At 64.5% G+C, this 25,748-nt stretch carries 21 protein-coding genes and 2 pseudogenes; 21 read left to right on the forward strand and 2 right to left on the reverse strand.

What is annotated here, in order from left to right:
* Positions 1-31: 31 nt before the first annotated feature.
* Complete coding sequence (locus QP803_RS19820) at positions 32-604, reverse strand: hypothetical protein (protein WP_284945191.1); 573 nt, start codon at positions 602-604, stop codon at positions 32-34.
* Between the two features lie 42 nt (positions 605-646).
* Positions 647-745 (reverse strand): annotated as a pseudogene (locus QP803_RS24100) (zinc-ribbon domain-containing protein); the annotation flags it as partial.
* Positions 746-971: 226 nt separating this feature from the next.
* On the opposite strand from QP803_RS24100, the gene ftsE reads away from it, so the two are divergent.
* From ftsE to QP803_RS24200, 21 genes and pseudogenes are all read left to right on the forward strand, one after another.
* Positions 972-1,643 (forward strand): cell division ATP-binding protein FtsE, encoded by a 672-nt coding sequence (ftsE, locus tag QP803_RS19825; protein ID WP_284945192.1) that lies wholly within the window; start codon positions 972-974, stop codon positions 1,641-1,643.
* A complete protein-coding gene (locus tag QP803_RS19830) occupies positions 1,618-2,622 on the forward strand; it encodes a cell division protein FtsX (RefSeq protein ID WP_284945193.1) in 1,005 nt (334 codons plus the stop codon). Before ftsE ends, QP803_RS19830 begins: the two co-directional genes overlap by 26 nt.
* Positions 2,619-3,338, forward strand: coding sequence for a YdcF family protein (locus QP803_RS19835; protein ID WP_284945194.1), 720 nt, complete (start codon positions 2,619-2,621; stop codon positions 3,336-3,338). The genes QP803_RS19830 and QP803_RS19835 overlap by 4 nt, the downstream gene beginning before the upstream one ends.
* Positions 3,335-4,138: a lysophospholipid acyltransferase family protein gene (locus QP803_RS19840; RefSeq protein ID WP_284945195.1), complete on the forward strand. Its 804-nt coding sequence runs from the start codon at positions 3,335-3,337 to the stop codon at positions 4,136-4,138. Before QP803_RS19835 ends, QP803_RS19840 begins: the two co-directional genes overlap by 4 nt.
* 150 nt (positions 4,139-4,288) lie before the next feature.
* Positions 4,289-4,708, forward strand: coding sequence for an HPr kinase/phosphorylase (locus QP803_RS19845; protein WP_284947973.1), 420 nt, complete (start codon positions 4,289-4,291; stop codon positions 4,706-4,708).
* Between the two features lie 24 nt (positions 4,709-4,732).
* A complete protein-coding gene (rapZ, locus tag QP803_RS19850) occupies positions 4,733-5,626 on the forward strand; it encodes an RNase adapter RapZ (protein WP_284945196.1) in 894 nt (297 codons plus the stop codon).
* A 51-nt stretch (positions 5,627-5,677) separates the two neighbouring features.
* Positions 5,678-6,097 (forward strand): PTS sugar transporter subunit IIA, encoded by a 420-nt coding sequence (locus QP803_RS19855; RefSeq protein ID WP_284945197.1) that lies wholly within the window; start codon positions 5,678-5,680, stop codon positions 6,095-6,097.
* Positions 6,094-6,399: an HPr family phosphocarrier protein gene (locus QP803_RS19860; RefSeq protein ID WP_284945198.1), complete on the forward strand. Its 306-nt coding sequence runs from the start codon at positions 6,094-6,096 to the stop codon at positions 6,397-6,399. Before QP803_RS19855 ends, QP803_RS19860 begins: the two co-directional genes overlap by 4 nt.
* Positions 6,386-8,194, forward strand: a complete 1,809-nt coding sequence (ptsP, locus tag QP803_RS19865) for a phosphoenolpyruvate--protein phosphotransferase (protein WP_284945199.1) — start codon at positions 6,386-6,388, stop codon at positions 8,192-8,194. Before QP803_RS19860 ends, ptsP begins: the two co-directional genes overlap by 14 nt.
* A 250-nt stretch (positions 8,195-8,444) precedes the next feature.
* Entirely contained in the window at positions 8,445-8,879 is a 435-nt protein-coding gene (rplK, locus tag QP803_RS19870; RefSeq protein WP_284945200.1) for a 50S ribosomal protein L11, read from the forward strand.
* Positions 8,880-8,883: 4 nt separating this feature from the next.
* A complete protein-coding gene (gene rplA, locus QP803_RS19875) occupies positions 8,884-9,588 on the forward strand; it encodes a 50S ribosomal protein L1 (RefSeq protein ID WP_284945201.1) in 705 nt (234 codons plus the stop codon).
* Positions 9,589-9,871: 283 nt separating this feature from the next.
* Entirely contained in the window at positions 9,872-10,399 is a 528-nt protein-coding gene (gene rplJ / locus QP803_RS19880; protein ID WP_284945202.1) for a 50S ribosomal protein L10, read from the forward strand.
* An 80-nt stretch (positions 10,400-10,479) separates the two neighbouring features.
* Positions 10,480-10,854: a 50S ribosomal protein L7/L12 gene (gene rplL, locus QP803_RS19885; protein WP_284945203.1), complete on the forward strand. Its 375-nt coding sequence runs from the start codon at positions 10,480-10,482 to the stop codon at positions 10,852-10,854.
* A 269-nt stretch (positions 10,855-11,123) separates the two neighbouring features.
* Positions 11,124-15,305 carry a DNA-directed RNA polymerase subunit beta gene (gene rpoB, locus QP803_RS19890; protein WP_284945204.1) on the forward strand — a complete coding sequence of 1,394 codons (4,182 nt, stop codon included), beginning with the start codon at positions 11,124-11,126 and terminating at the stop codon, positions 15,303-15,305.
* 122 nt (positions 15,306-15,427) lie between these two features.
* Complete coding sequence (gene rpoC, locus QP803_RS19895; RefSeq protein ID WP_284945206.1) at positions 15,428-19,591, forward strand: DNA-directed RNA polymerase subunit beta'; 4,164 nt, start codon at positions 15,428-15,430, stop codon at positions 19,589-19,591.
* 266 nt (positions 19,592-19,857) lie between these two features.
* Positions 19,858-20,844 carry a helix-turn-helix domain-containing protein gene (locus tag QP803_RS19900; RefSeq protein ID WP_284945207.1) on the forward strand — a complete coding sequence of 329 codons (987 nt, stop codon included), beginning with the start codon at positions 19,858-19,860 and terminating at the stop codon, positions 20,842-20,844.
* Positions 20,845-20,890: 46 nt separating this feature from the next.
* The gene (gene ispG / locus QP803_RS19905; RefSeq protein WP_284945208.1) at positions 20,891-22,027 is read left to right on the forward strand and encodes a flavodoxin-dependent (E)-4-hydroxy-3-methylbut-2-enyl-diphosphate synthase; all 1,137 of its coding nucleotides are present in this window, start codon (positions 20,891-20,893) and stop codon (positions 22,025-22,027) included.
* Between the two features lie 102 nt (positions 22,028-22,129).
* Entirely contained in the window at positions 22,130-23,377 is a 1,248-nt protein-coding gene (hisS, locus tag QP803_RS19910; RefSeq protein WP_284945209.1) for a histidine--tRNA ligase, read from the forward strand.
* Positions 23,374-24,441 carry a peptide chain release factor 1 gene (gene prfA, locus QP803_RS19915; protein ID WP_284945210.1) on the forward strand — a complete coding sequence of 356 codons (1,068 nt, stop codon included), beginning with the start codon at positions 23,374-23,376 and terminating at the stop codon, positions 24,439-24,441. Before hisS ends, prfA begins: the two co-directional genes overlap by 4 nt.
* Positions 24,438-25,283 (forward strand): peptide chain release factor N(5)-glutamine methyltransferase, encoded by an 846-nt coding sequence (gene prmC / locus QP803_RS19920; RefSeq protein ID WP_284945211.1) that lies wholly within the window; start codon positions 24,438-24,440, stop codon positions 25,281-25,283. Before prfA ends, prmC begins: the two co-directional genes overlap by 4 nt.
* A gap of 300 nt (positions 25,284-25,583) precedes the next feature.
* Positions 25,584-25,745, forward strand: a pseudogene (locus tag QP803_RS24200) (DUF4167 domain-containing protein); the annotation flags it as partial.
* Positions 25,746-25,748 lie beyond the last annotated feature (3 nt).

Below are 25,748 nucleotides of genomic sequence, written 5' to 3' on the forward strand. Positions count from 1 at the left end.
AAGCGCAGCGTCTTCCGCCGAACCACGCCCTCTAGCCGAGCCCGACCGCCGCATAGAGGCTTTCTGCGCTCGGCACGACCGCGATGATGTTGTCCTTAAAGATGACCGCCGCCACGGCGACGATGATGATCAGCGCAATCAGCACCAGAATAATCCGGCCGGTCCCGCTTTTTTCGCGACCGTAGCGCTCAGGCTTTCCGAAATCGAGTTCGGCGGACAGCCGACGCTCCTCGGGATCGGGACCCATTTCGACGGGGTCAGCCGCCGCCACGCCGCCAAAGAGTTTGCGGGTCGAAGCGGCGGTCGATGCCGGAAGAATCACTTCGCCAGAGGTCTCATCGAGAACGGGTGCGCGCGGCCCGGCCAGAGTATCGGCAAGCCGAGACGACCCACTCGACCGAAACGGCGGCAGCTCAGGCTCAGGCTCAGGAATCGGATCCGGGATCCGCGGGGCGACCGGCGGTAGGCTCGCAGGCGCCGCGACCTCGGGTGGGGCCATCACGGCAACCGGCGCTGCATCCAGAACAGGAGGGGTCGGCATAGCGCGCGGCTGCGTGGGGGGCGGTGGTTCGGGCAGTGCCTCGACGGCGGGGGCCGTCGCCATCTCAGTCGCAGTCGTCGTCGCAGCGCCTATGACCGACCATTGATAACCGCACCGGTTGCAGCGAACCTGGCGGGGCTGGGGGCCGAATAAGTTGTCGGGTGCGTCGTAAGCGGCCGCGCATTCAGGACAAACTAGGCGCATTGGAGGAGTCCCTCGGCATGAGAGGCACGCGCCCCATCGTTCCAGTCGTGAATTGTGGCTAAGACCGGCGCGGCGTGCAATCCTATCCCGCTGTCAAACGGGGTGGTTGAGAGACCAGTGGTCGACATCCGGGAGAGGCTTGGCGCCGCCATGGAGATCCGAGCGAGTTGAGGCTAGAAGCGGCTCCCACGGGTAAACCTTCCCTCTTGCCAGCGGATTAACGACGATGATCCGATTTGAAGATGTCGGCTTGCGTTACCGAACTGGCAACGACACGCCGACAGAAGTTCTCCATGATATCACCTTCCAGGTTCCGGAAGGCGGCTTCCGCTGGTTGATGGGGCCGTCCGGCGCCGGCAAGACAAGCCTGATGCGTATGATCTACCTCGCCGTGCGCCCGACGCGCGGCCGGCTTTTCATCCAGGGCACGGATATCGTGCGGGCTGAGCGTCGCAGCCTGCCCCGGCTCCGACGTCGCATCGGCGTCGTGTTTCAGGATTTCCGCCTGCTCCCCCATCTGAACGCCTTCGACAATGTTGCTCTGCCGCTCCGGATCGCCGGCCGGCCGGAAGGCCAGATCCGCGCCGATGTCGCGGAAATGCTGCGCTGGGTCGGCCTCGCCGCCAAGTTCGAGTCCCACCCCCATCAGCTGTCAGGAGGCGAGCAACAGCGGGTGGCGATCGCCCGTGCCGTCATCGGTCGGCCGATGCTGCTCCTGGCCGACGAACCCACCGGTAATCTGGACGACACCCAGGCCGAGCGGCTGATGCAGCTGTTTCATGAGCTGAACCGCCTCGGCACCACCGCGATCGTCGCCACCCATAATGATGCGCTGGTCGCGCGCCACCCGGCCCGCGCCTTGCGGCTCGATCATGGGCGCCTCATTGCCGATGGCTGAGCCGGACCGCGACAGACCACGCACGCGCCCCGCCGACTCCAACCGCGCGACCCGCCGCCGCGAACGCCACCTCCGCCCCGCCGGCTTCGATGATCTCGGCCTCAAGCGCGCCATCTCGGACCGATTGCTGCCGCTGCTGGTCGCCGCCATGGCTTTCCTTGCGGCACTGGCCTTCGCGGGCGCCGTCGCCACCGCCAGCCTCGCTCAGCATTGGCAGCAGGGCGCCGCCTCAGAAGTGACGGTGCAGGTGCCGACGCCAAACGATCCTGCGGCAACGGGCGGCGACACCAGGCTGCATGCCGTGCTGGCTGCACTCCGCGCCGATGCCGCCGTGATCCATGCCACGCCGATGAGCACGGATGACCTCGGCGCTTTGCTGAAACCCTGGCTCGGGCCGCAAGGCAGCACCCTCGCCTTGCCCTTGCCGGCAATCGTCTCGGTGCAGCTCGCCTCTGGCGCGGCCCTGTCCAGCGGTCTTGCCGGCAAACTGACGGCGGTCGCCCCGGATACGCTTCTGGAAAGCGCCGATGTTTGGGCGGCGCGGCTCTCGGCCCTTGCCCGCAGCTTGCAGGCCTGTGCCGCCGTGGCCCTGCTGGTGGTCGTTGCGGTCGCCATTGCGGTGGTCGCGGTCGCGACGCGCGCCGGCCTGACGGCACGCCGCGAGGCGATTGAAATCGTCCATGGCCTCGGCGCCACGGACCGCTATATCGCCGGCCGGTTCGCCCGCCGGGCCATGCGTCTGGCAGCGGCGGGTGGCGTCGGCGGTGCCATCGCGGCCCTGCCTGTTCTGCTGTGGCTGGCCTATCTCGCGGCCCCCTTCGCCCAGGGCACGGTCACCTCCGGCACCGAGCCGCCGCCGCTCTTTGCCCTGCCCCTGCCGCTCTGGGTGGCGCTGCCCGTGCTGCCCTTCGCGACCGCCGCCATAGGCTTCATCACCGCCGAAGGCACGGTCCGCCGCTGGCTCAGACGGTTGCCGTGACCAAGCCGGCACCGCCCAAGAAGGCGCCGACACGCAAGTCCGGGACGACGAAGCCCCGCCCGCGTGCCCCTGCCAAGCCTCGGCAGGTCGCCGCACCAGCCCCGGTTCCGGCGCGACGTCATCGCTGGCGCAGCAATCTCGGCCTCCTGCTGATGGTGCTGATCGTCGGTTGGTGCGGCGGCTTCCTCTGGTTCCTGAGCAATGCCTATAGCCCCTCGGTTCCGCCCGCCCATGCCGACGGCATCGTCGTGCTGACCGGGGGTGAAGATCGCCTGGCCACGGCCTTCAGGCTTCTCAATGAGGGGCGGGCGGATCGGCTTCTGGTCTCCGGCGTGCCAATGGGGATCAGCCTGCACGACATGACAGCCTCGGCGCATATCGCCCCGGAGCCGGATGATCAGCGCGTCACCTTGGGGCACCAGGCCCTCACCACCCTCGGCAATGCCCAGGAGACGGCGGGATGGGCCCAGGCCCATGCCATGCATTCGCTGATCGTCGTCACCGCCGGCTATCATATGCCGCGCGCCCTGCTCGAATTGTCACGGGAGATGCCCGGCATGCAGCTCTATCCCATGCGTGTGCAGCCCGCCGCCATCTATGACGGCACCCGCGCGCATATCTGGCGGCTGATGGTGGCGGAATATACGAAATGGCTTTTGGCGCAGATGAAGTTCACCCGGATGGCGGCCGTGCTGCTGGGCACGCAGGCGGCATGAGCCAGCTTGGCCTCGCCCTTCGTTCGCTGCTGTTCAACCTCGGCTTCTTCGCCATGACGGCGGCCTATAGCGTGTGGGGATTGGGCCTCCTCCTGACAGGTCGGAAGGCCCGCCTGCCGACCCTCGGCCGTGGCTGGGCAAAGGCGGTGATCGCCATGCTGCGGGTCTTTTGCGGCATTCGCGTCAAGGTGTCGGGCCTGGAGCATCTGCCGCCGTCCGGCCCCTGCCTGATTGCCTCAGTCCATCAATCCGCTTTCGACACCGCCATCTGGATGCTGCTGCCCCGGCCCGCCTATGTGCTGAAGCGGGAATTGCTGAAGGTGCCCGTCTTCGGTCAGCTCATGCGCCCCGGCGGCATGATCGTGGTGGACCGGCGCGGCGGGGCCCGCGCCATCCGCGAGTTGATGCGTGACGGCGTCCGCGCACGAGACCGCCAACAGCAGGTGGTGATCTTCCCCGAAGGGACCCGCGGTGAGCCCGGCGAACCCCGCATGCTGCAACCCGGCGTCGCGGCCCTGGCGAGTGCCATGGGCCTGCCGGTGATCCCTGTCGCGACCAATTCCGGGGAGCATTGGGGCCGCAGATCCTTCCTGAAACGCCCCGGCACCATCCATCTCGTCATGGGCGCGGCGATCCCGGCCGGTCTTCCCCGCCCCACGCTTCTCGCCGCCATTGAGGCGTCCTGGCGGCAACTGGAACAGAAAATCACCGAAAGGCCTGCCGCCGGGTCTGTGGATAACCCTGTGGGTGACGTCGTCGAGACCTTCGGATCCCAGTCGAGAGACGTCGCTCAAGTGTAGAGAGAGTCAGGGCTTTTTCTATCCACCCTCTACCGGGGGCACAGGTGATGAAGGGTGGGGATTATATATTTCTCCCGTCTTCATGAAGTGAAAACCCTATTTCGCGCTTTCATTCCTCTGCGAAGAGGAGACATTCTGTTAACAATGCTGATGCACGCGAGTTGCGCCGCACGAGATGGGTGGGGACTTCTGCTGACCGGCGCACCCGGATCAGGGAAGTCTGATCTATTGTTGCGACTTCTGGATCGGGGCTTCTCCTTGGTGGCGGATGACCAGGTGCATATTGGGCCGGACGGACTAGCGCGGCCGCCGACATCGCTGGCGGGCCTGATGGAGGTGCGCGGCCTCGGCATCATGGCCTTCCCCTTCATCACCGAAATCCGACCGGTCTTGATCGCCAGGCTCACCCATGACCCGCTTCCTCGCCTGCCTATGCCCAACCGCGACGAGCAGCTCGATCTCCCCGTCATCACATTCGATCCGCGCCCCGCGTCAGCAGCGCAGCGCCTCAGCCTGGCCTTTGACAGCGTCATCGGCCGCGCGACGCAGCATGTCGGCGCTTTCGCCTGATGGTCATCGCGCCATGACCGTCCGATGGGCATGAAAAACCGCCGCATCGTGCTGGTCACCGGCCTGTCGGGGGCCGGCAAGTCCTCCATCCTCCATACGCTGGAGGATCTGGGCTATGAGACGGTCGATAATCCACCCTTCTCCTTGCTGGACGAATTGCTGTTCCGCACCGACCTGCCGCTGGCGATCGGCATTGACGCACGAACCCGCGGTTTCGCCGCGACCGCCATTCTCGCGGCGATGGAACGACTGACCCGCGACCTGGATCGGGCGCCCGAACTGGTCTTCGCCACCGCCGAGGATGCTGTTCTTCTGCGGCGCTACACGGAAACCCGCAGGCGACATCCGCTGGCGCCGCAAGGCCAAGTGCGGGACGGCATCGCCGCCGAACGCGCCCTGACCGATGATCTACGCGCGGCTGCCGATCTGGTTTTGGATACCTCGGCTTTGGCACTGCCTGCCCTGCGTCAGGTCATCACCCGCCGTTTCGGTGTCAACACCGAAGACGGTCTGGCGCTCACGTTGATTTCGTTCGCCTATCGTGGAGGCTTGCCGCCGGAAGCCGATCTCGTCTTCGATGCCCGCTTCTTGCGCAACCCACACTATGACCAAGTGCTGAGGCCGCGCACTGGTTTGGACCCCGAAGTCTGCGCATATGTCGAAACGGACCCGGACTGCACGCCTTTCCAGCAGGCTATCCTTTCGATGATCTTGCTATTGCTGCCGCGCTTCGTGCAGGAAGGTAAGAAATACGTAACCTTGGCGATTGGTTGCTCGGGAGGACGTCATCGGTCCGTTTTCTTGATCGAAAGTCTGGCGCGGAAACTACGAGATGCCGGCTGGCAACCGATGGTGATCCATCGCGAGCTTGACCGGGCCGAACGTTCACAGGACACCACGGGTTCAGCGGCCGCATGAACCCCTGTACGACAACGACATGCTCGGCCACGGGAGGCCACTGAACTCATTATGATCGGTCTTGTGCTTGTCACTCACGGCCACCTTGCCGAAGAGTTGCGCTTGGCCATGGAGCATGTCGTCGGGCCCCAGCGTGGGGTCGAGACAGTCTGCATCGGCGCCGACGATAATATGGAAGATCGACGACGCGACATTCAGCGCTCGATCGACCGTGTGGATATGGGGGATGGCGTGGTGCTGCTGACCGATATGTTCGGCGGCACGCCCAGCAATCTCGCTATTTCCGTCATGGACAGCAGCTCGATCGAAGTCATCGCGGGCGTGAACCTGCCGATGCTCGTCAAACTCGCCAAGGTGCGCGGACAACAGAACCTGGCCAGCGCCGTCATCTGCGCGCAGGACGCCGGACGAAAATATATCGCCTGCGCCTCTCAGGTTCTTCAGGGCGCGCGCAGCGGCACGTGCCGATGAGCGAATACGGACAGGGTGACGCCGGCACTTCGGTCACCGTCCGGCATTTGCTGATCATCAATAAACGCGGCCTGCATGCCCGCGCCGCCGCCAAGCTGGTCACCACAGCCGAGCAGTTCGGCGCCTCCATCGACGTCGCGAAAGACGGCCAGACGGTGTCCGCCCGGTCGATCATGGGCCTGATGATGCTGGGTGCCGGCCAAGGCTCCAAAGTCACGGTCTCGGCTGAGGGCTGGGACGCCAAGGAAGCCCTGGACGCCGTGGCCTCGTTGATCGAGTCCGGCTTTCATGAGGAAGACTGAGGGGAGAGCGGCACCCCAGCCGCTCAAGAAAGAGAAGCATTTTGCGGGCCTGCCGGTCGGCGCCGGCATCGCCATCGGTCCCGCCCATCTCATCACCGACCAATCCCCCTCTCTTCAGCCCCGCGCCATTCGAGACAACGAGATCGAGGCTGAGCTGACGCGGCTGGATGAGGCGATCGCCAAATCCCGCCGCCAGCTCAACAAACTGCGCACCCAGCTTGCCATGCTGCCGGCCGAAGGCCAGGCGGAGCTGGAGCCGCTGCTCAACGCCTATATACAAATGATCGGCCCGTCCCGGCTGCTGCGCGGGGCGCGCAAGCGCGTCGAGGGTCTGGCCTCCGCCGAAACCGCCGTCGCGGCTGAAACCGAGGCCCTGGCCGTGACGATGATGGCCGCGACCGACCGGGACCGTGCGGGGCTCAAGCGGCGTGCCGACGAAATCCGCGAAATCGGGCGACGGCTGATCCGCAACCTGACCGAAACACCGTTTCAAAGCTTCGCCAAGCTCGCCCAGGGCACGGTGCTCGTCATCGACCATCTGCGGCCGGCCGATGCCGCCTTGCTCAGCCCGGCCCGCCTCGCCGGCGTGGTGACGGAGGAGGGCGGCACCGATGGCCATACCGCCGTCATGCTGCGCGCCCTGGGCATTCCCGCCGTTCTGGGCGCACCCGGCATTACCGATTTCGTGCGCACCGGGGACCTGATGGTGCTGGACGGCCATGCCGGCAGCGTCGTCGTGCATCCCAGCGTGACCACCATGGCGACCGCCCGCCGCGCCTCCACCGCCTTCGCGCGGGAGCGCCAGAAGCTCGCTCAGCTCCGTCGTCTGCCCGCCGAAACGACGGACGGCCAGTCGGTCGAGCTTCTCGCCAATTTGGAAGTGCCGATCGAGCTGCCGTTGATCGCCCAAGCGGGCGTCGAGGGCATCGGCCTATTCCGCAGTGAGTTCCTGTTCATGAACCGCTCGGAAGTTCCGGATGAGGACGAGCAGACCGAGGCCTACCGCGCTGCGATCGAGGCGATGGGCGGCGACCCGGTGACGATCCGCGTGCTCGACTGGGGTGGCGAGAAGGAGATCGAGGCGCTTCAGACCACCAGCACCGTCAATGAACTGACGCGGCTCAACCCGGCCTTGGGCCTGCGCGGCATCCGCATGCTGCTGCGTCATCCGGAATTGCTGGAGACGCAGCTCGCGGCCATCATTCGCGCGGCGGTCTCGGGTCCGGTGAAGGTGCTGCTGCCGATGGTCACGACCATCGATGAGGTGCGCGCCACGCGGGAGATTTACCAGCGCGTCGCCAAGCGCCTGCGCCGGCGGGGCGAGACGATGCCGGAACGGCTGCCGCCGATCGGCATCATGATCGAAACGCCGGCCGCCGCGCTGTCGGCGGACGCCCTGGCTCTGGAGGCCGATTTCTTCGCCATCGGCACCAATGACCTGACGATGTATGCGATGGCCGCCGATCGCGGCGACGCCGATGTCGCGAAACTTTATGACCCGCTGCATCCGGGGCTGCTGCGCCTGGTACAATTCACCATCGAAGCCAGTTTGCGGCTGCGCAAGCCGGTTTCGGTCTGTGGGGAGATGGCGGCCAACCCGAAGCTGACGCCGCTGCTTCTGGGTCTCGGCCTGCGCTGCCTGAGCATGAACGCGAGCGCCGTGCCGCGTGTGAAGATGGTGGTGCGGGCGGTGTCGATCGCCGATTGCGCGCGCCTCGCTCGGCGGGTTATGGAACAGACCGAACCGGCGGCGATCCGTGACCTCGTCGAGGATTTCGCCGCGAAACTGGCTTGAGGGGTTCGGCGGAATGCGCTTTGCTTTTCCGCCCTAGATGCCCGCTTCGTAGGGTGGATACGCGCAGCGTCATCCACCAATCAGGCCAGCCCGCATGGCTGCCCGGCGGGCAGTCCGGGCTTGCAACCCTGGACTCATACCCTTTCCTCCGGTATCAGCCCCGCCTTCATCGGAACGCGGGAGAGGGTGAGCGATTGCCCTCGCATGTACCGCGGTCCTTGTCCGTCCCACAGAGACAGGAACGAGGGTCATGGCTAAAAAGATTACCGGCTACGTCAAGTTGCAGATTCCGGCCGGCAAGGCCAATCCGTCCCCGCCCGTGGGTCCCGCGCTCGGTCAGCGTGGCTTGAACATCATGCAGTTCTGCAAGGAATTCAATGCCCTGACGCAGGGCATGGAGCCCGGCATGCCGGTGCCCGTGGTCATCACGGCCTTCGCCGACCGCACCTTCACCTTCATCACCAAGACCCCGCCGAACACCTATTTCCTGATGAAGGCCGCGAACATCAAGAAGGGCTCGACGACGACCGGCAAGGGCGCCACCGTCGGCAAGGTCACGATGACCCAGCTGCGGGAGATCGCGGCGCAGAAGATGATCCATATGAATGCCAACGACGTCGAGGCCGCGGTGCGTATGCTCGCAGGCTCCGCCCGATCGATGGGCCTTGCGGTTGTGGAGGGCTGATCAGATGGCCAAGGACAAGCGCCTCGCCGCCGGCTACGCCAGCTTCGATCGCACCAAGACCTATACGCTCACCGAAGCCATCAAGCTGGTGAAGGGCAATGCCCGCGCCAAGTTCGATGAGACGGTGGAAATCTCTATGAACCTCGGCATCGATCCGCGCCATGCGGATCAGATGGTCCGTGGCCTCATCAGCCTGCCGAACGGCACGGGCAAGACGCTGCGCGTCGGCGTCTTCGCCCGTGGCCCCAAGGCCGAGGAAGCCCTCGCCGCCGGTGCCGATGTGGTCGGCGCCGAGGACCTGGCCGAAAAGGTCCAGGCCGGCGAGATCGCCTTCGACCGCTGTATCGCGACGCCGGACATGATGGCCCTCGTCGGTCGTCTGGGTAAGATTCTCGGGCCGCGCGGCCTGATGCCGAACCCCAAGCTCGGCACCGTGACGATGGATGTGAAGGGCGCGGTTTCCGCCGCCAAGGCCGGTCAGGTCGAGTTCCGGGCCGAGAAGGCGGGCATCATTCATGCCGGCGTCGGCAAGGCGAGCTTCGACGACGACAAGCTGATCGAGAACATTCGCGCCCTCGCGGATGCCATCACCAAGGCGAAGCCGACCGGCGCTAAGGGCACCTATCTTCAGAAGGCAGCGCTCAGCTCCTCCATGGGGCCGGGCATTCGTCTCGAAGTGGCAAGCCTCGCGATCGGCGCCGCCGAGTAAAACAGAATTCCGTCTGGCCTCGGCCAGGCGGCGAGGAGGGGGGGACCCCTCCGAACCTGTCCAAGACCAGACGTGCCCGGCACTGGCCGAGGCTTAAAGGACCAGCAGGTCCGCGATTGGGAGACGGGGAAGCCAATGATCGGAAGGTCCGCGCAGGCGCGGGCCGGATGGCTTTGGCGGTTCCGGCTAAGGACAGGCGAACCGGGCGGACAGCGGGCGAAAGCCCAGTGGCCGCTCATGGGTAACCGGTGGCAGGCGCAAGCCTGCGGCCAAGGAGTGTAGAATGGACCGTACGGAGAAGCGTGAGTTCGTCGCTTCCCTCGCGGCGGTTTTCGCAGAGACGTCCATGGTGGTCGTGACCCGTAATGACGGGTTGACGGTCGCCGAAGTGACGGAACTGCGGAAGCGCATGCGGGCGGAAGGGGTGGACTTCAAGGTTACGAAGAACCGTCTGGCCACCCTCGCCCTGGAAGGTACCCGATTCGACAGCATCAAACCGCTGCTGAAGGGCCCGATCGCGCTTGCGTGGTCCAAGGATCCTGTGGCTGCGGCGAAGGTTTCTGTCGAGTTCGCCAAGATCAACGAGAAGTTTGTCGTGATCGGTGGTGCCCTCGGGCTTCAGGCGCTTGATGCGCTTGGGGTCAAGGCACTCGCCGAACTTCCGTCGCTCGATGCGCTGCGCGCAAGGCTGGTAGGGATGATTCAGACCCCCGCCACCCGGATCGCAGGCGTTGTTCAGGCGCCGGCCGGCAATCTCGCGCGGGTCTTCGGGGCCTATGCCAGAAGGGACGAGACGGCAGACGCCGCCTAGCCGACCTTTCAGGAATGTGATGCCGTAAAAAGAACGGCTTGCATTGAACCGATCAAAGTTTACATAATAGGAATTCAGACATGGCCGATCTATCGAGCTTGGTGGAACAGCTTTCCGCCCTTACCGTCTTGGAAGCCGCTGAGCTTTCGAAGCTTCTTGAGGAGAAGTGGGGCGTTTCCGCCGCCGCGCCCGCAGCCGCTGCCGCTGCTGGCCCCGCCGCCGCCGCCGCCGTCGTCGAAGAGCAGACCGAATTCACCGTGATGCTCACGAAGATCGGCGAGAAGAAGATCAACGTGATTAAGGAAGTGCGCACGATCACGGGTCTCGGCCTGAAAGAGGCCAAGGACCTGGTCGAGGCCGCTCCGAAGGCCGTCAAGGAAGCCGTGACGAAGGACGAAGCCGAGAAGATCAAGAAGGTTCTTGAAGAGAACGGAGCCTCCGTCGAAATCAAGTGATTTCGGCCAGCCAGGGAGTTCTTCCTGGCTGGTGACTGAACGACGGAACGGGGTGGTGATCGGGTCGATCGCCACCCTTTCCTCGGTTGCGCGGGTCTAAGACCCGGGTCCAGGAATTGGCCTGACGGTCGGAAGATCGGGACTGAGCTTCGAACGCCCCAACGGCGCGAAGCGGACAGAGGCATGATCGGGCAATCTGTGCCTGACCAGTCTGAGGCCGGCCGGCATTATCCCGGCGCGGTGTGAAAATCGAGGGCTAAGGGCAAGCGATGAACGCTATTTCAGGTGGCTCGAACCAATCTTTCACCGGGCGGAAGCGGATTCGCAAGAGCTTCGGACGGATCCCGGAAGTGGCTCCGATGCCGAACCTGATCGACGTCCAAAGGTCGAGCTACGAAGCCTTCCTGCAAATGGTCGTGCCGCCGGATAGCCGGACGCAGACCGGCCTTCAGGAAGTCTTTAAGTCCGTCTTTCCGATCGACGATTTCGCGGGCCGCGGCCGGCTTGAATTCGTCTATTACGAACTCGAAGAACCCAAATACGACGTCGAGGAATGCATTCAGCGCGGCATGACCTTCGCCGCACCGCTGAAGGTGGTTCTGCGCCTGATCGTCTGGGATTTGGACGAGGATACGGGCGCCCGCTCGATCCGCGACATCAAGGAGCAGCCGGTCTATATGGGCGACCTGCCCCTGATGACCGACAACGGCACCTTCGTCATTAACGGTACCGAACGCGTCATCGTCAGCCAGATGCATCGCAGCCCGGGCGTCTTCTTCGACCACGACAAGGGCAAGACCCATTCGAGCGGGAAGTTCCTGTTCACCTCGCGTGTCATCCCCTATCGCGGCTCGTGGCTCGACTTCGAGTTCGACAGCAAGGACCTCGTCTACGTCCGCATCGACCGCAAGCGTAAGCTGCCGGTCAGCACGCTCCTCTACGCCCTCGACAGCGCTGAGACGGAGGCGCTGCGCGCCGCCCGCCTCGCCAAGGGCGAGACCATCGATATCAGCGAAATCAAGGGCATGGGAACCGAGGAGATCCTCGGGACCTTCTATAAGCAGGTCGTCTACACCCAGTCCGCCAAGGGCTGGGCGCGGCCCTTCGACCCCGATTCCTTCCGCAGCATGAAGCTGTTCGAGAACCTCGTCGATGCCGAGACGGGCGAGATCGTGGCCAAGCCGGACGAGAAGATGACGACGCGTCTGGTGCGCCGCATCGCCGAGAAGACCAAGGAAGTCCTGGCCAGCCGCCTCGACCTGCTCGGCCGCTTCATGGCGATCGACCTCGTCAACGAGGAGACCGGCGAGATCTTCATCGAAGCCGGTGAGGAACTGACCGAGCCCAAGCTGGCGGCGCTGGAAGAGGCGGGTATCACCTCCCTGCCGACGCTCGCGATCGACCAGTCCAAGGGTCCCTGGATTCGCAATACCCTCGCAGTCGATAAGAACAGCAACCGCGACGACGCGCTGATCGACATCTATCGCGTCATGCGCCCCGGCGAGCCGCCGACCAGCGAGACCGCCGAGGCCCTGTTCCGTGGCCTGTTCTTCGACGTCGATCGCTACGACCTTTCGGCCGTCGGCCGCGTCAAGATGAACATGCGCCTGGGCGTTCATGCCGAGGACACGGTGCGCGTGCTGCGCAAGGAAGACGTGCTCAAGACCGTGCAGATCCTGTGCGAGTTGAAGGACGGTCGCGGCTCGATCGACGACATCGACAATCTCGGCAATCGCCGCGTGCGGTCGGTCGGCGAGTTGATGGAGAACCAGTATCGCGTCGGCCTGCTCCGCATGGAGCGCGCCATCCGTGAGCGCATGGGTTCAGTCGATATCGACACCGTCATGCCGCATGACCTGATCAATGCGAAGCCCGCCGCCGCCGCCGTGCGCGAATTCTTCGGCTCCTCGCAGCTCAGCCAGTTCATGGATCAGACCAACCCGCTGTCGGAAGTGACGCATAAGCGCCGCCTCTCCGCCCTCGGGCCAGGCGGTTTGACGCGTGAGCGCGCCGGTTTCGAAGTGCGCGACGTGCATCCGACCCATTACGGCCGCATCTGCCCGATTGAGACGCCGGAAGGCCCGAACATCGGCCTGATCAACTCGCTCGCGACCTATGCCAAGGTGAACAAATACGGCTTCATCGAGACCCCCTATCGCCTCGTCGAAAACGGCGAAGTGAAGGAAGGCTGGAAATACCTCTCCGCCATGGAAGAGGAGAAGCTGATCGTCGCCCAGGCCGATGTGCCAGTCGAGAACAACCGCTTCACCGGCGACCTCGTCTCGGTTCGCCAGCAGGGTGACTTCCGCCTCGTGCCGCCGGATCAGGTCACAGCAGTGGACGTATCGCCGCGCCAGTTGGTGTCGGTCGCGGCTGCGCTCATTCCCTTCCTTGAGAATGATGACGCAAACCGTGCGTTGATGGGTTCGAACATGCAGCGGCAGGCGGTGCCCCTCATCCGCGCCGATGCGCCGCTCGTCGGCACCGGCATGGAAGCGGCGGTTGCCCGTGACTCCGGCGCCACCATCGTCGCCAAGCGCGCCGGTGTGGTCGATCAGATCGATGGCGCCCGCATCGTGGTCCGCGCGGCTTCGGTCGATGGCGTCACCGGCGGCGTGGACATCTATCGTCTGCGCAAGTTCATGCGCTCCAACCAGTCCACCTGCATCAATCAGCGCCCGCTGGTTCGTGTCGGTGATCGGGTGCAGGAAGGCGACATCATCGCCGACGGCCCCTCGACGGAGCTGGGTGAACTCGCCCTCGGCCGCAACGTGCTCTGCGCGTTCATGCCTTGGAACGGTTACAACTTCGAAGACAGCATCCTGATCTCGGAGCGCATCGCGCGCGACGACGTGTTCACCTCCATTCACATCGAAGAGTTCGAAGTGATGGCGCGCGACACGAAGCTCGGCCAGGAGGAAATCACCCGCGACATTCCCAATGTCGGCGAAGAAGCGCTGCGGAACATGGATGAGGCCGGCATCGTTTATGTCGGCGCCGAAGTGAACCCGGGCGATATTCTGGTCGGCAAGGTCACGCCGAAGGGCGAAAGCCCGATGACCCCGGAGGAGAAGCTGCTCCGCGCCATCTTCGGCGAAAAGGCGTCTGACGTGCGCGATACCTCGCTGCGTCTGCCGCCGGGCGTTTCCGGCACCGTCGTCGATGTTCGCGTCTTCAGCCGTCGTGGCGTCGATAAGGACGAGCGGTCGATGGCGATCGAGCGCGCCGAGATCGAGCGTCTGGCCAAGGATCGTGACGACGAGAAGGCGATTCAGGAGCGTTCCTTCCTCAACCGGATGAAGGAGAAGCTGCAGGAGCGTAAGGCATCCGGCGGGTTCAAGGGCATCAAGGCCGGCACCGTGCTGACCGAAGAGGTTCTGGCCGAGCATCCGCGTGGCGCCATGCGCCACATGGGCGTGCAGGACGATGCGGCGATGGCGGAGATCGAGCTGATCAAGCGCGAATTCGATGCCAGCGTGCAGCGCCTTCAGGCGCGCTTCGACAATAAGGTCGACAAGCTCCAGCGCGGGGACGAGCTGCTTCCCGGCGTCATGAAGATGGTCAAGGTCTTCGTCGCCGTGAAGCGCAAACTTCAGCCGGGCGACAAGATGGCCGGTCGCCATGGCAATAAGGGCGTCGTCTCCCGCGTGACGCCGATCGAGGACATGCCGTTCCTTGAAGACGGCACGCATGTCGATCTCGTGCTCAACCCGCTCGGCGTGCCGTCGCGCATGAACGTCGGTCAGATTCTCGAAACCCATCTGGGTTGGGCCTGCGCCGCACTCGGTAAGCAGGTCGGGGAGCTGGTGGACGAGTATCGCCGCACCGGCGCCGCCCAGAATGAGTTGCTGGAGAAGCTGCGCGACATCTATGGCGACAAGGTCTACCGCGAGGACATCGCCAATATGTCCACGGCTCAGCTCACTGAGCTGTGCGACAACCTGAAGAAGGGCATCCCCATCGCGACGCCGGTATTTGACGGCGCCCGCATGGACGATATCGAGGGCATGCTGCGCAAGGCGGGCCTCGCGACCTCCGGTCAGGTTGTGCTGACCGATGGCCGCACGGGCGAGCATTTCGAGCGTAAGGTCACGGTCGGTTACATCTACATGCTGAAGCTGCATCACTTGGTGGATGACAAGATCCACGCCCGGTCCATCGGCCCGTACAGCCTCGTGACCCAGCAGCCGCTGGGCGGCAAGGCGCAGTTCGGCGGCCAGCGCTTCGGCGAAATGGAAGTCTGGGCGCTGGAAGCTTACGGCGCCGCCTATACCTTGCAGGAGATGCTGACGGTGAAGTCCGATGACGTGTCGGGCCGCACCAAGGTCTACGAAGCGATTGTCCGCGAGCAGGACAACTTCGAGGCCGGCATCCCCGAGAGCTTCAACGTGCTGGTCAAGGAACTCAAATCCCTCGGCCTGAACGTCGATCTCGACAACCAGCCCGCGTGATATCGATGCGGAGGCCTCACGGCCTCCGCATGACGGCCGCGACGACGTATTGAACGCGTTCTTAAATCTGCCCCGTGGCCGGCTTCTGGCCGGTCCCGGCGCGGTTTGAAGGTGAAGCCCGCATGAACGAGCTTATGAAAATCCTGGGTCAGACGGGTCAACCGATGACCTTCGACCAGATCCAGATCAAGATCGCCTCCCCCGAGCAGGTGCGGAGCTGGTCTTACGGCGAGATCAAGAAGCCTGAGACCATCAACTACCGTACTTTCAAGCCGGAGCGGGACGGCTTGTTCTGTGCCCGCATCTTCGGGCCGATCAAGGACTATGAGTGCCTGTGCGGCAAGTACAAGCGCATGAAGTTCCGCGGCATCATCTGTGAGAAGTGCGGCGTCGAAGTGACGCTCGCCAAGGTGCGGCGTGAGCGCATGGGCCATATCGAGCTCGCCTCGCCGGTCGCCCATATCTGGTTCCTCAAGTCCCTGCCCTCGCGCATCGGCCTGATGGTCGACATGACGCTGAAGGACCTGGAGAAGGTTCTGTATTTCGAGAGCTATGTCGTTCTTGAGCCCGGCCTGACCGACCTCAAGCTGCACCAGATGCTGACCGAAGATCAGCTCATGTCCAAGCAGGACGAGTTCGGCGAAGACGGTTTCCGCGCCGGCATCGGCGCCGAGGCGGTCAAGCGCATCCTGACCGACATCGATCTCGATGCCGAGAAGACGCGCCTGCGCGTCGATCTGAAGGCGACGACCAGCGAAGCCAAGCGCAAGAAGCTGGTCAAGCGCCTGAAGCTGATCGAGGCCTTCTCGGAATCCGGCTCGCAGCCGAACTGGATGATCCTGGACGTGGTGCCGGTGATCCCGCCCGAGCTGCGCCCGCTGGTGCCGCTGGATGGTGGCCGTTTCGCGACCTCCGACCTTAACGACCTGTATCGTCGCGTCATCAACCGCAACAACCGCCTCAAGCGGCTGATCGAACTGCGCGCGCCGGATATCATCGTGCGCAACGAGAAGCGCATGCTGCAGGAAAGCGTCGATGCGCTGTTCGATAACGGCCGTCGTGGTCGCGCCATCACGGGCGCCAATAAGCGCCCGCTGAAGTCGCTGTCCGACATGCTGAAGGGCAAGCAGGGCCGCTTCCGCCAGAACCTGCTCGGCAAGCGCGTCGATTACTCCGGCCGTTCGGTCATCGTCGTGGGTCCCGAACTGAAGCTGCATCAGTGCGGCCTGCCCAAGAAGATGGCGCTGGAGCTGTTCAAGCCCTTCATCTACGCCAAGCTTGAGAAATACGGCCACGCCACGACCATCAAGGCCGCGAAGCGCATGGTCGAGAAGGAGCGTCCCGAGGTTTGGGACATTCTGGAAGAGGTCATCCGCGAGCATCCCGTAATGCTCAACCGCGCGCCGACCTTGCATCGCCTCGGCATCCAGGCCTTCGAGCCTGTGCTGATCGAAGGGAAGGCCATCCAGCTGCATCCGCTGGTCTGCACCGCCTTCAACGCCGATTTCGACGGCGATCAGATGGCCGTGCATGTGCCGCTGAGCGTGGAAGCGCAGCTTGAAGCCCGCGTGCTGATGATGTCGACCAACAACATCCTGAGCCCCGCGAACGGCAAGCCGATCATCGTGCCGAGCCAGGACATCGTCCTCGGCCTCTATTACCTCTCGCTGGAGACGCCGGAATTCCGCGCGACGAAGGAAGAGGATGCGCCTGCCTTCGGCACGATCGGTGAGATCGAGCATGCCCTCGCCGCCCGTCGGGTGATGATGCATGACAAGATCCGCGCCCGCATCATGGTCGAGGAAGGCAATGGCCCGGTCCGCCGCATTGCGGTGACAACGCCGGGGCGCATGCTGATCCAGCAGATCCTGCCGATGCATGTGAACGTGCCCTTCACGCTCATCAACAAGCAGCTCACGAAGAAGAACGTCTCGGACGTGATCGACGCCGTCTACCGCCATTGCGGTCAGAAGGAATGCGTCATCTTCGCCGATCGCATGATGGGCCTCGGCTTCAGCAACGCGGCGAAAGCCGGCCTTTCCTTCGGCAAGGATGACCTGATCATCCCGAAGGAGAAGCCTGCGCTGATCCTGAAGACCCAGACCGAGGTCAAGGAATTCGAGCAGCAGTATCAGGACGGCCTCATCACCTCCGGCGAGCGCTACAATAAAGTGGTGGACGCTTGGTCGCGCTGCACGGACGAAGTGGCTGGCGCGATGATGAAGGAGATCAGCAAGCAGGAGATCGGCACGCCGACCAACTCCGTTTGGATGATGAGCCATTCCGGCGCGCGTGGGTCGCCTGCCCAGATGCGTCAGCTCGCCGGCATGCGCGGCCTGATGGCCAAGCCGTCCGGTGAAATCATCGAGCAGCCGATTATCGCCAACTTCAAGGAAGGCCTGTCGGTTCTCGAATACTTCAACTCGACCCACGGCGCCCGTAAGGGCCTGGCCGATACCGCGCTGAAGACGGCGAACTCGGGTTACCTGACCCGCCGTCTGGTCGACGTGGCGCAGGACAGCATCATCGTCGAGGAAGATTGCGGCACCGAGAAGGGCCTCACGGTTCGCGCGGTCATGGATGGTGGCGAGGTCGTCTCCTCCCTGTCCGAGCGCACCCTGGGCCGCACCTCGGCCGAGGACATCATCGATCCGGCGACCGGCAAGGTCCTGGTCAAGAACAATACCTTGATCGAGGAAGAAGAGGCCGACCTGATCGAGCGTTCGGGCGTCGAGGCGGTGAAAATCCGCTCGGTGCTGACCTGCGAAGCCGCAGTCGGTTGCTGTGGCCATTGCTATGGGCGCGATCTGGCCCGTGGCACGCCCGTCAATGCCGGTGAGGCCGTGGGCGTTATCGCCGCGCAGTCGATCGGCGAGCCGGGCACGCAGCTCACCATGCGCACCTTCCACATCGGCGGCGCCGCCCAGCGGGGCGCCGAGCAGTCGAACGTGGAAGCAAGCCACGAGGGTTCAGTCGTCATCCGTAACCGCAACGTCGTCATCAACTCCTCGGGCGTGCCCGTGGTGATGAGCCGGAATTGCGAAATCGTGCTGGCCGACGGCAATGGCCGTGAGCGCGCCCGCTTCCGCGTGCCTTACGGCGCACGGTTGCTGACGGAAGAGAACCAGCCCGTGACGCGTGGCCAGAAGCTGGCGGAGTGGGACCCCTACACCCTTCCGATCATCACCGAGACCGCCGGCGTAATTGAATTCGCCGACGTCATGGAAGGCGTCACCCTCGTCGAGCGTATGGATGAAGTGACCGGCCTCACCTCCAAGGTGATCGTCGATTACAAGCAAGCCACCAAGGCGGTCGATCTGCGGCCACGCATGCAGCTCAAGGACACCAAGGGCGACGTCGTGAAGCTGCCGAACGGCAACGAGGCCCGCTACTTCCTCCAGCCCGACTCCATTCTGTCGGTCGAGAACGGGTCCACGGTTGCCGCCGGTGACGTGCTGGCGCGCATTCCGCGTGAAGGCAGCAAGACGCGTGACATCACGGGCGGTCTGCCGCGCGTGGCCGAACTGTTCGAGGCGCGGCGTCCGAAAGACCATGCGATCATCGCGGAGATCGACGGTCGCGTCGAATTCGGCAAGGATTACAAGGCGAAGCGCCGCGTCATCGTCAAGAACGACGAGACCGGCGAGGAGACCGAGTATCTCGTGCCGAAGGGCAAGCACGTCTCGGTGCAGGAAGGTGACTTCGTGCGCCTGGGTGACCCGCTGGTCGATGGCCCGCGCGTGCCCCATGACATCCTGCGCGTGCTGGGTGTGGAGGCGCTGTCCGACTATCTCGTCAACGAGATCCAGGACGTCTACCGGCTCCAGGGCGTGAAGATCAACGACAAGCACATCGAGGTGATCGTTCGCCAGATGCTGCAGAAGGTTGAGATCACCGATCCGGGCGACACGACCTTCCTGACGGGTGAGCAGATCGACCGCACCGAGTTCGACTCAGAGAACGAGAAGCGGATCGCGGCCGGCGAGCGGCTGGCTTCGGCGACCCCTGTGCTTCAGGGCATCACCAAAGCGAGCTTGCAGACCCACAGCTTCATCTCCGCCGCTTCTTTCCAGGAGACGACGCGGGTGCTGACCGAGGCGGCAACAGCCGGCAAGGTCGATCAGCTTCAGGGTCTGAAAGAGAACGTGATCGTCGGGCGTTTGATCCCGGCCGGCACGGGCAGCGTGATGAACCGCCTGCGGCAGGTTGCCGCCGGCACGACCAAGGGCCGCACTCTGCGTCAGGAGCTGACGAAGCTTCCGGCGGCGGATATCGCGGCCGAGTAAGCAGGCTTTACGGCGGGTGAGGCGCGTCGCGATGGCGATGATCCTCACCCGCCCGGCGCCTTATTGAAGATTTAACCCTCTCCGAGTCGACGGGCGCGCCAAAACGAGGCATTGTTGGCACACCTAAAACCCGGCTGCACGGCGGGGCCGGCACGCGGATGCGCGGCACCTTCGTTTAGCTGAGCTGCACGGAACGATAGAGAGTGGCAGCCCTGCACACAGATAAAGATACGAGCGTCGCTGGATCTGGGCTTTCGGGCTCCGACTTGCATGGCTCAAACCTTGGCCATTCCCGCATCGGAGGTGAACTCCGGGACGCGCGTGAGCGGCTCGGGTGGGAGATCGATGCCGTCGCCGAAGCGCTGCGGCTCAAGCCCGCCTTCATTCGCGCCATCGAAACCGGGGATATTCAGGGCCTGCCGGGCACGGCTTATGCCGTGGGCTTCGTGCGCACCTATGCCACCGCCCTCGGCCTTGACCCCAATGAAGCCATCCGCCGCTTCCGGGCCGAACGGGATGAGGTCAATCGCAAGACCGAGTTGGACTTTCCGGCGCCGGTTCCGCAGCGCGGCATTCCCGCCGGCGCTTTGGTTCTGGTCGGCGCCGTTGTCGCCATCGCGGGTTATATCGGCTGGTATCACTACTCCGGCCGCAGTGACCGCACGGCCTCCGCCGTCGATCCGGTGCCCACGCATCTGGAGCCTTTGGCGCCGCCGACGCCCACGCCGCGCATGGCGGTCGTGACACCGGCTGCGCCGAAGCCCGCCGTCGTTGCCGTCAACCCGACCCCGAGCGGGCCTTTGCCGAATGACGCCGATGTCTCGCCCTCCTCGGCCGCCGCCGCCGTTCCCATGCCAGCCCCGGTCGTTATCGCCGCACCCCCGCCCGCCGCGACGGCGCCCATGGTTGCGGAGAATACGCCGGCCGTGCCCGCGCCCGTAGCCAATGCCGCTGCGGTCGCCGCACCCGGCACGATGGTCATCCAGGCGACGGCCGATGCCTGGATCGAGATCAAGAACGGCACCGGCCGGGTCGTCTACCAGAAGGTTCTGCATTCCGGGGACAGCTACACCGTGCCCGATCAGCCGCAGCTCACACTGACGACGGGCAATGCCTCCGGTACCCAGATCGTGCTGGGCGGCAACACGCTCGGCTCCCTGAAGGGCCATGTGCTGCGCAATCTTCCGCTCGACCCGGACAGCCTCAAGGCGCAGATCGTGCCGGTTTCCACCTCCGCGCCCGCCGCCCAATGACCTCGGCGTCTTCGCGACATCGGGCCAGCCCGAACAGGAGCCTCGCATGAACTATCGCGCCTATCAGCAGATCGACCGCCGCAAGTCCCGGCAGATCAGCGTCGGCTCGGTCAAGGTCGGCGGCGACGCACCGATCACCGTCCAGACCATGACCAATACGCTGACGACGGATGTCGATGGCACCGTCGCGCAAATCCGCCTCTCGGAGGCCGCCGGCGTTGATATCGTGCGCGTCTCCTGCCCTGATCAGGAAAGCACCGCCGCCCTGAAGGACATCGTCCGTCAGGTAAAGGTGCCGATCGTCGCCGACATCCATTTCCACTATCGCCGCGCGATCGAGGCGGCGCAGGCCGGCGCCGCCTGCCTGCGCATCAATCCCGGCAATATCGGCAGTGCCGAGCGTGTCCGCGAAGTGGTCAATGCCGCCCGCGACTACGGGTGTTCCATTCGCATCGGCGTCAATGCGGGGTCATTGGAACGGCATCTGCTGGAGAAATATGGCGAGCCGAACCCGGAGGCGCTGGTCGAAAGCGCCTTGGAGCATGCCAAGATCCTCCAGGATCACGACTTCCATGAGTTCAAGATCAGCGTGAAGGCCTCGGACGTCTTCATGGCGGTCGCGGCCTATCAGCAGCTCGCCGATGTCTGTGACGCGCCGTTGCACATCGGCATCACCGAAGCCGGCGGCAAGCGCACCGGCACCGTGAAATCCGCCATCGGCCTCGGTTCCCTGCTCTGGGCCGGCATCGGTGACACGCTGCGCGTGTCGCTCTCGGCCGAGCCTGCCGAAGAAGTGCTCGTCGGCTGGGAAATGCTGAAGTCTCTCGGCATTCGCCATCGCGGCGTGCGCATCATCTCCTGCCCGTCCTGCGCGCGGCAGGGGTTCGATGTCATCCGCACCGTCCAGGCGCTGGAAGACCGCCTCGCCCATATCGAAACGCCGATCACGCTCTCCATCATCGGCTGCGTCGTCAATGGCCCCGGTGAAGCGCTGATGACCGACCTCGGCATCACCGGTGGCGGGGCCGGGCGGCACATGGTGTATAGCGCCGGCAAGCAGGACCATACGGTCGATAAGGACGCGATGATCGACCACGTGGTCGAGCTGGTCGAGGCACGGTCCGCCCTGCTCAAGGCCGCCGAGCCCGCGCCCGTGTTGGTCGCCGCCGAAGCGGCCGAGTAGCGCACGTCACCTAGAGGCGGATAGCGCTACGCTCATCCGCCCTCCGGCTGTACAACGCCGCTCTTGTGCGTCCGTTGCACCCATTTTCGAGGCCCAAAATCCGTGACCAGCCTGCAACCTGTTCGGGGTACGCGCGACCTTATCGGCGAGGAGCAACGCCGCCACCGCCAGGTGATCGACACCGCACGTCACATCGCGAGCCTCTATGGCTTCGAGGAATGGTCGACGCCGATCTTCGAGGAGACGCGGGTCTTTTCCCGCACCCTCGGTGAAACCTCCGATGTCGTCACGAAGGAGATGTATACCTTCGAGGATCGCGGCGGCGACAGCATCACCCTGCGGCCGGAGAATACGGCCTCGGTCTGCCGGGCCTTGGTGAGCAACGGCCTCACCCAATCGCTGCCGCAGAAGGTCTTCTATGCGGGACCGATGTTTCGGTATGAGCGCCCGCAGAAAGGCCGCTACCGCCAGTTCCACCAGATCGGCCTTGAACTCATCGGCCCGGCCGAGCCGATGGCCGATGCCGAAGTCATCGCCTGCGGGTGGCATATCCAACAGGCGCTGGGCATTGCCGGCAATGTCGTGCTGGAGATTAACACCCTCGGTGACACGCCGAGCCGCGTCGCCTATCGCGCGGCCCTGGTGGCCTATTTCACGGCCCATGAGTCCCGTTTGTCCGAAGACAGCCGCCATCGCCTCAGCCGCAATCCCATGCGCATCCTCGACAGCAAGGATGAAGGCGACCGCCGCATCGTTGCCGATGCGCCGACAATCGCGGCACATCTGACGCCGGAAGCCGCGACCTTCTACGACACCGTGCGGCGCCATCTGACGACACTCGGCATTCCCTTCGTCGAGAATCCGCGGATCGTGCGCGGCCTCGACTATTACAGCCACACCGCCTTCGAATTCGTGACGACCGATCTCGGTGCGCAGGGCACGGTCATGGGCGGTGGCCGCTACGACGGCCTGATCGCCGAAATGGGCGGCCCGGATACGCCGGCCGTTGGTTGGGCAGCGGGCGTCGAGCGGCTGGCGATGCTGATTGCACCGCCGGGCGCGGGTCCCGCGCCCGTCGCGGTCATTCCCGTGGGCGATGAGGCCGAGGCTGAGGCCTTCCGCATTGCGCAAACCCTGCGCACCGCCGGCATCCGCACCGAAATGGCCTATCGCGGCAATCTGCGCCGCCGCATGGAACGCGCCAACAAGATCGGCGCGCGCGCCGCCGTGATCATCGGCGGGGAAGAAGCGGCGCGTGGCGTGGCCCAGGTGAAGAACCTCGTCAGCGGCGCGCAGAGCGAAGTGGCGCTCGACGCTCTGGTGGCGGCTCTTCAGGACCCCACCGCGTGAGCCTGGAGACAAAATTCGACAGCATCCTCGCGCGATCGGAGGAGTTGTCGCATCTCCTGTCCTCCGCGCCATCGGGCGAGGAATTCGTGCGTGCCTCACGCGAGCTGTCGGAAATCAATCCCGTCGTCGCCCTGATCATCGAGCTGCGCGACACTGAGCAGAAGCTCTCCGAAGCGACGGCGATGCTCGGCGACCCGGAGATGCACGAACTTGCCGAGACCGAGAGCGAGTTTCTGAAGTCGCGCCTGCCGGATCTGGAAAAGGAGATTCGCCTCGCTCTGCTTCCCAAGGATGAGGCAGATGAGCGCTCGGCCATTCTCGAACTGCGGCCAGCGGCGGGCGGTGACGAGGCGGCGCTGTTCGCCGCCCAGCTTTTCGGCATGTATCAGCGCTACGCCGAAGGCCAAGGCTGGCGCTTCGAGATTATGGAATATGGCGACACGGAACTCGGCGGCCTCAAGGAAGGCATCGCCAATGTCACCGGCCGCAATGTCTTCGCGCGGTTGAAGTTCGAATCCGGCGTGCATCGCGTGCAGCGCGTGCCGGACACGGAAAGCCAGGGCCGCATCCATACCTCCACCGTCACCGTGGCCGTTTTGCCCGAGGCCCAGGAAGTGGATGTCACCATCAATGACAGCGACCTGCGCATCGATGTCTATCGCGCGCAGGGTGCCGGCGGCCAGCATGTGAACAAGACCGAAAGTGCTGTGCGCATCACCCATCTTCCCACCGGCATCGCCGTCGCGATGCAGGAAGAGAAAAGCCAGCACAAGAACAAAGCCAAGGCGATGAAGATCCTCATGGCCCGGCTCTATGAGCGCGAGCGCGCGAGCTTGCATGCCACGCGCTCAGCCGATCGCCGATCGCAGGTCGGCACCGGCGACCGCAGTGAGCGCATCCGCACTTACAACTTTCCCCAAGGTCGGGTGACAGATCATCGCATCAACCTGACGCTCTATAAGATCGACCGGGTCATGCTGGGCGAGATGGACGAAATCATAGATGCGCTGGCGCAGGAAGATCAGGCCGCCCGCCTCGCGACCTTCACCACCGCGGACGCGTGACGCCCATCACCACGAGCCTGGCGGTGGCGACGGCGCAACTCGCCGCCGCCGGCATCGACGATCCGCATCGCGAAGCGCGCATTCTCCTCGCCCATGCCCTCGGCATCGACCGGACGGCGCTGGTCCGCCGCCTGGACGGCACGCTGACGGCGGCGGAGGCTGATCGTTTTCGATCCTTGATCAGCCGGCGTGCGGCACGCGAACCGGCTGCGACCATTTTCGGACATCGTGAGTTCTGGAGCCTGGATTTCATCGTCTCCAAGGACACGCTGATCCCCCGCCCGGACTCGGAACTGCTGATCGAGACAGCGTTGACGCTTCATCCGGATCGCAAGCTCGGCCGCATCCTCGACCTCGGCACCGGCACCGGCTGCCTGCTGCTGGCGGCGCTCACGGAATTTCCTACGGCCTGGGGATTGGGCATCGATCTTTCGCCCGCCGCGGCGCGCATCGCCCAGATGAACGCGCAAAATCTGGGCCTGTCCGACCGCGCCGCGATCCTGGTGGCGGAGTGGACCGAGGCGCTGGCGGGCCGCTTCGACCTCATTGTGAGCAATCCGCCCTATATTCCGCTGGGCGATATCGCCGGCCTGATGCCCGAAGTCGCCGCGCATGAGCCGCATCTCGCCTTGGACGGCGGGCCTGATGGACTCGATCCCTACCGCACGCTCTTTCCCCGCCTGGAGCGACTTTTGACGCCCGCCGGCACGGCGCTGTTCGAATTCGGCATCGGCCAAGCCGACGCGCTGGCGAGTCTTGCGCGGGAGACGGGGCTGCGCGTCCTCGGCCAGGAGCGGGACCTAGCGGGGCTCCCGCGCGTGTTGATTGTGTGTCGCCCGTAAAAATCTATTGGCTTCGCGATGCGCGCAGGCTAGCGTGCGCCTGCGTGGTGTGGAGGTGCTGAACAGCCGACCGCCATAGTCTCCGACGTGACTGCTTGGGTTTCGGCCCGAAGCGTGCGTCGTGGAAATCAAGTCCAAAGCGTGCAACTGGAAGATGTCTGGCCGTCGTCATGGACACGGCTAGCGCTGTTGCAAACAGGAAAGCGACTCGTCCTCAGGATGAATATCAAACGTATGCGTGGCCGTGGCCATCGCGGGAACGGCAGCACTGGTAGCGGCGGCGGCGGCACTGGTGGTGGAATGCGTCATCAAGGCGGCGGCAGCAACGGTGGCGTTCCTCTCAATCGCAACCATGTTTTCGACAGCAATGGCCCCGATCTTCGCATTCGTGGAACGGCGCAGCAGCTTTTCGAAAAGTACCTGCAGCTCGGCCGCGATGCGACAAGTTCCGGCGATCGCGTGATG

The sequence above is a fragment of the Acidisoma sp. PAMC 29798 genome (genome assembly GCF_030252425.1).
Lineage (GTDB): Bacteria > Pseudomonadota > Alphaproteobacteria > Acetobacterales > Acetobacteraceae > Acidisoma > Acidisoma cladoniae.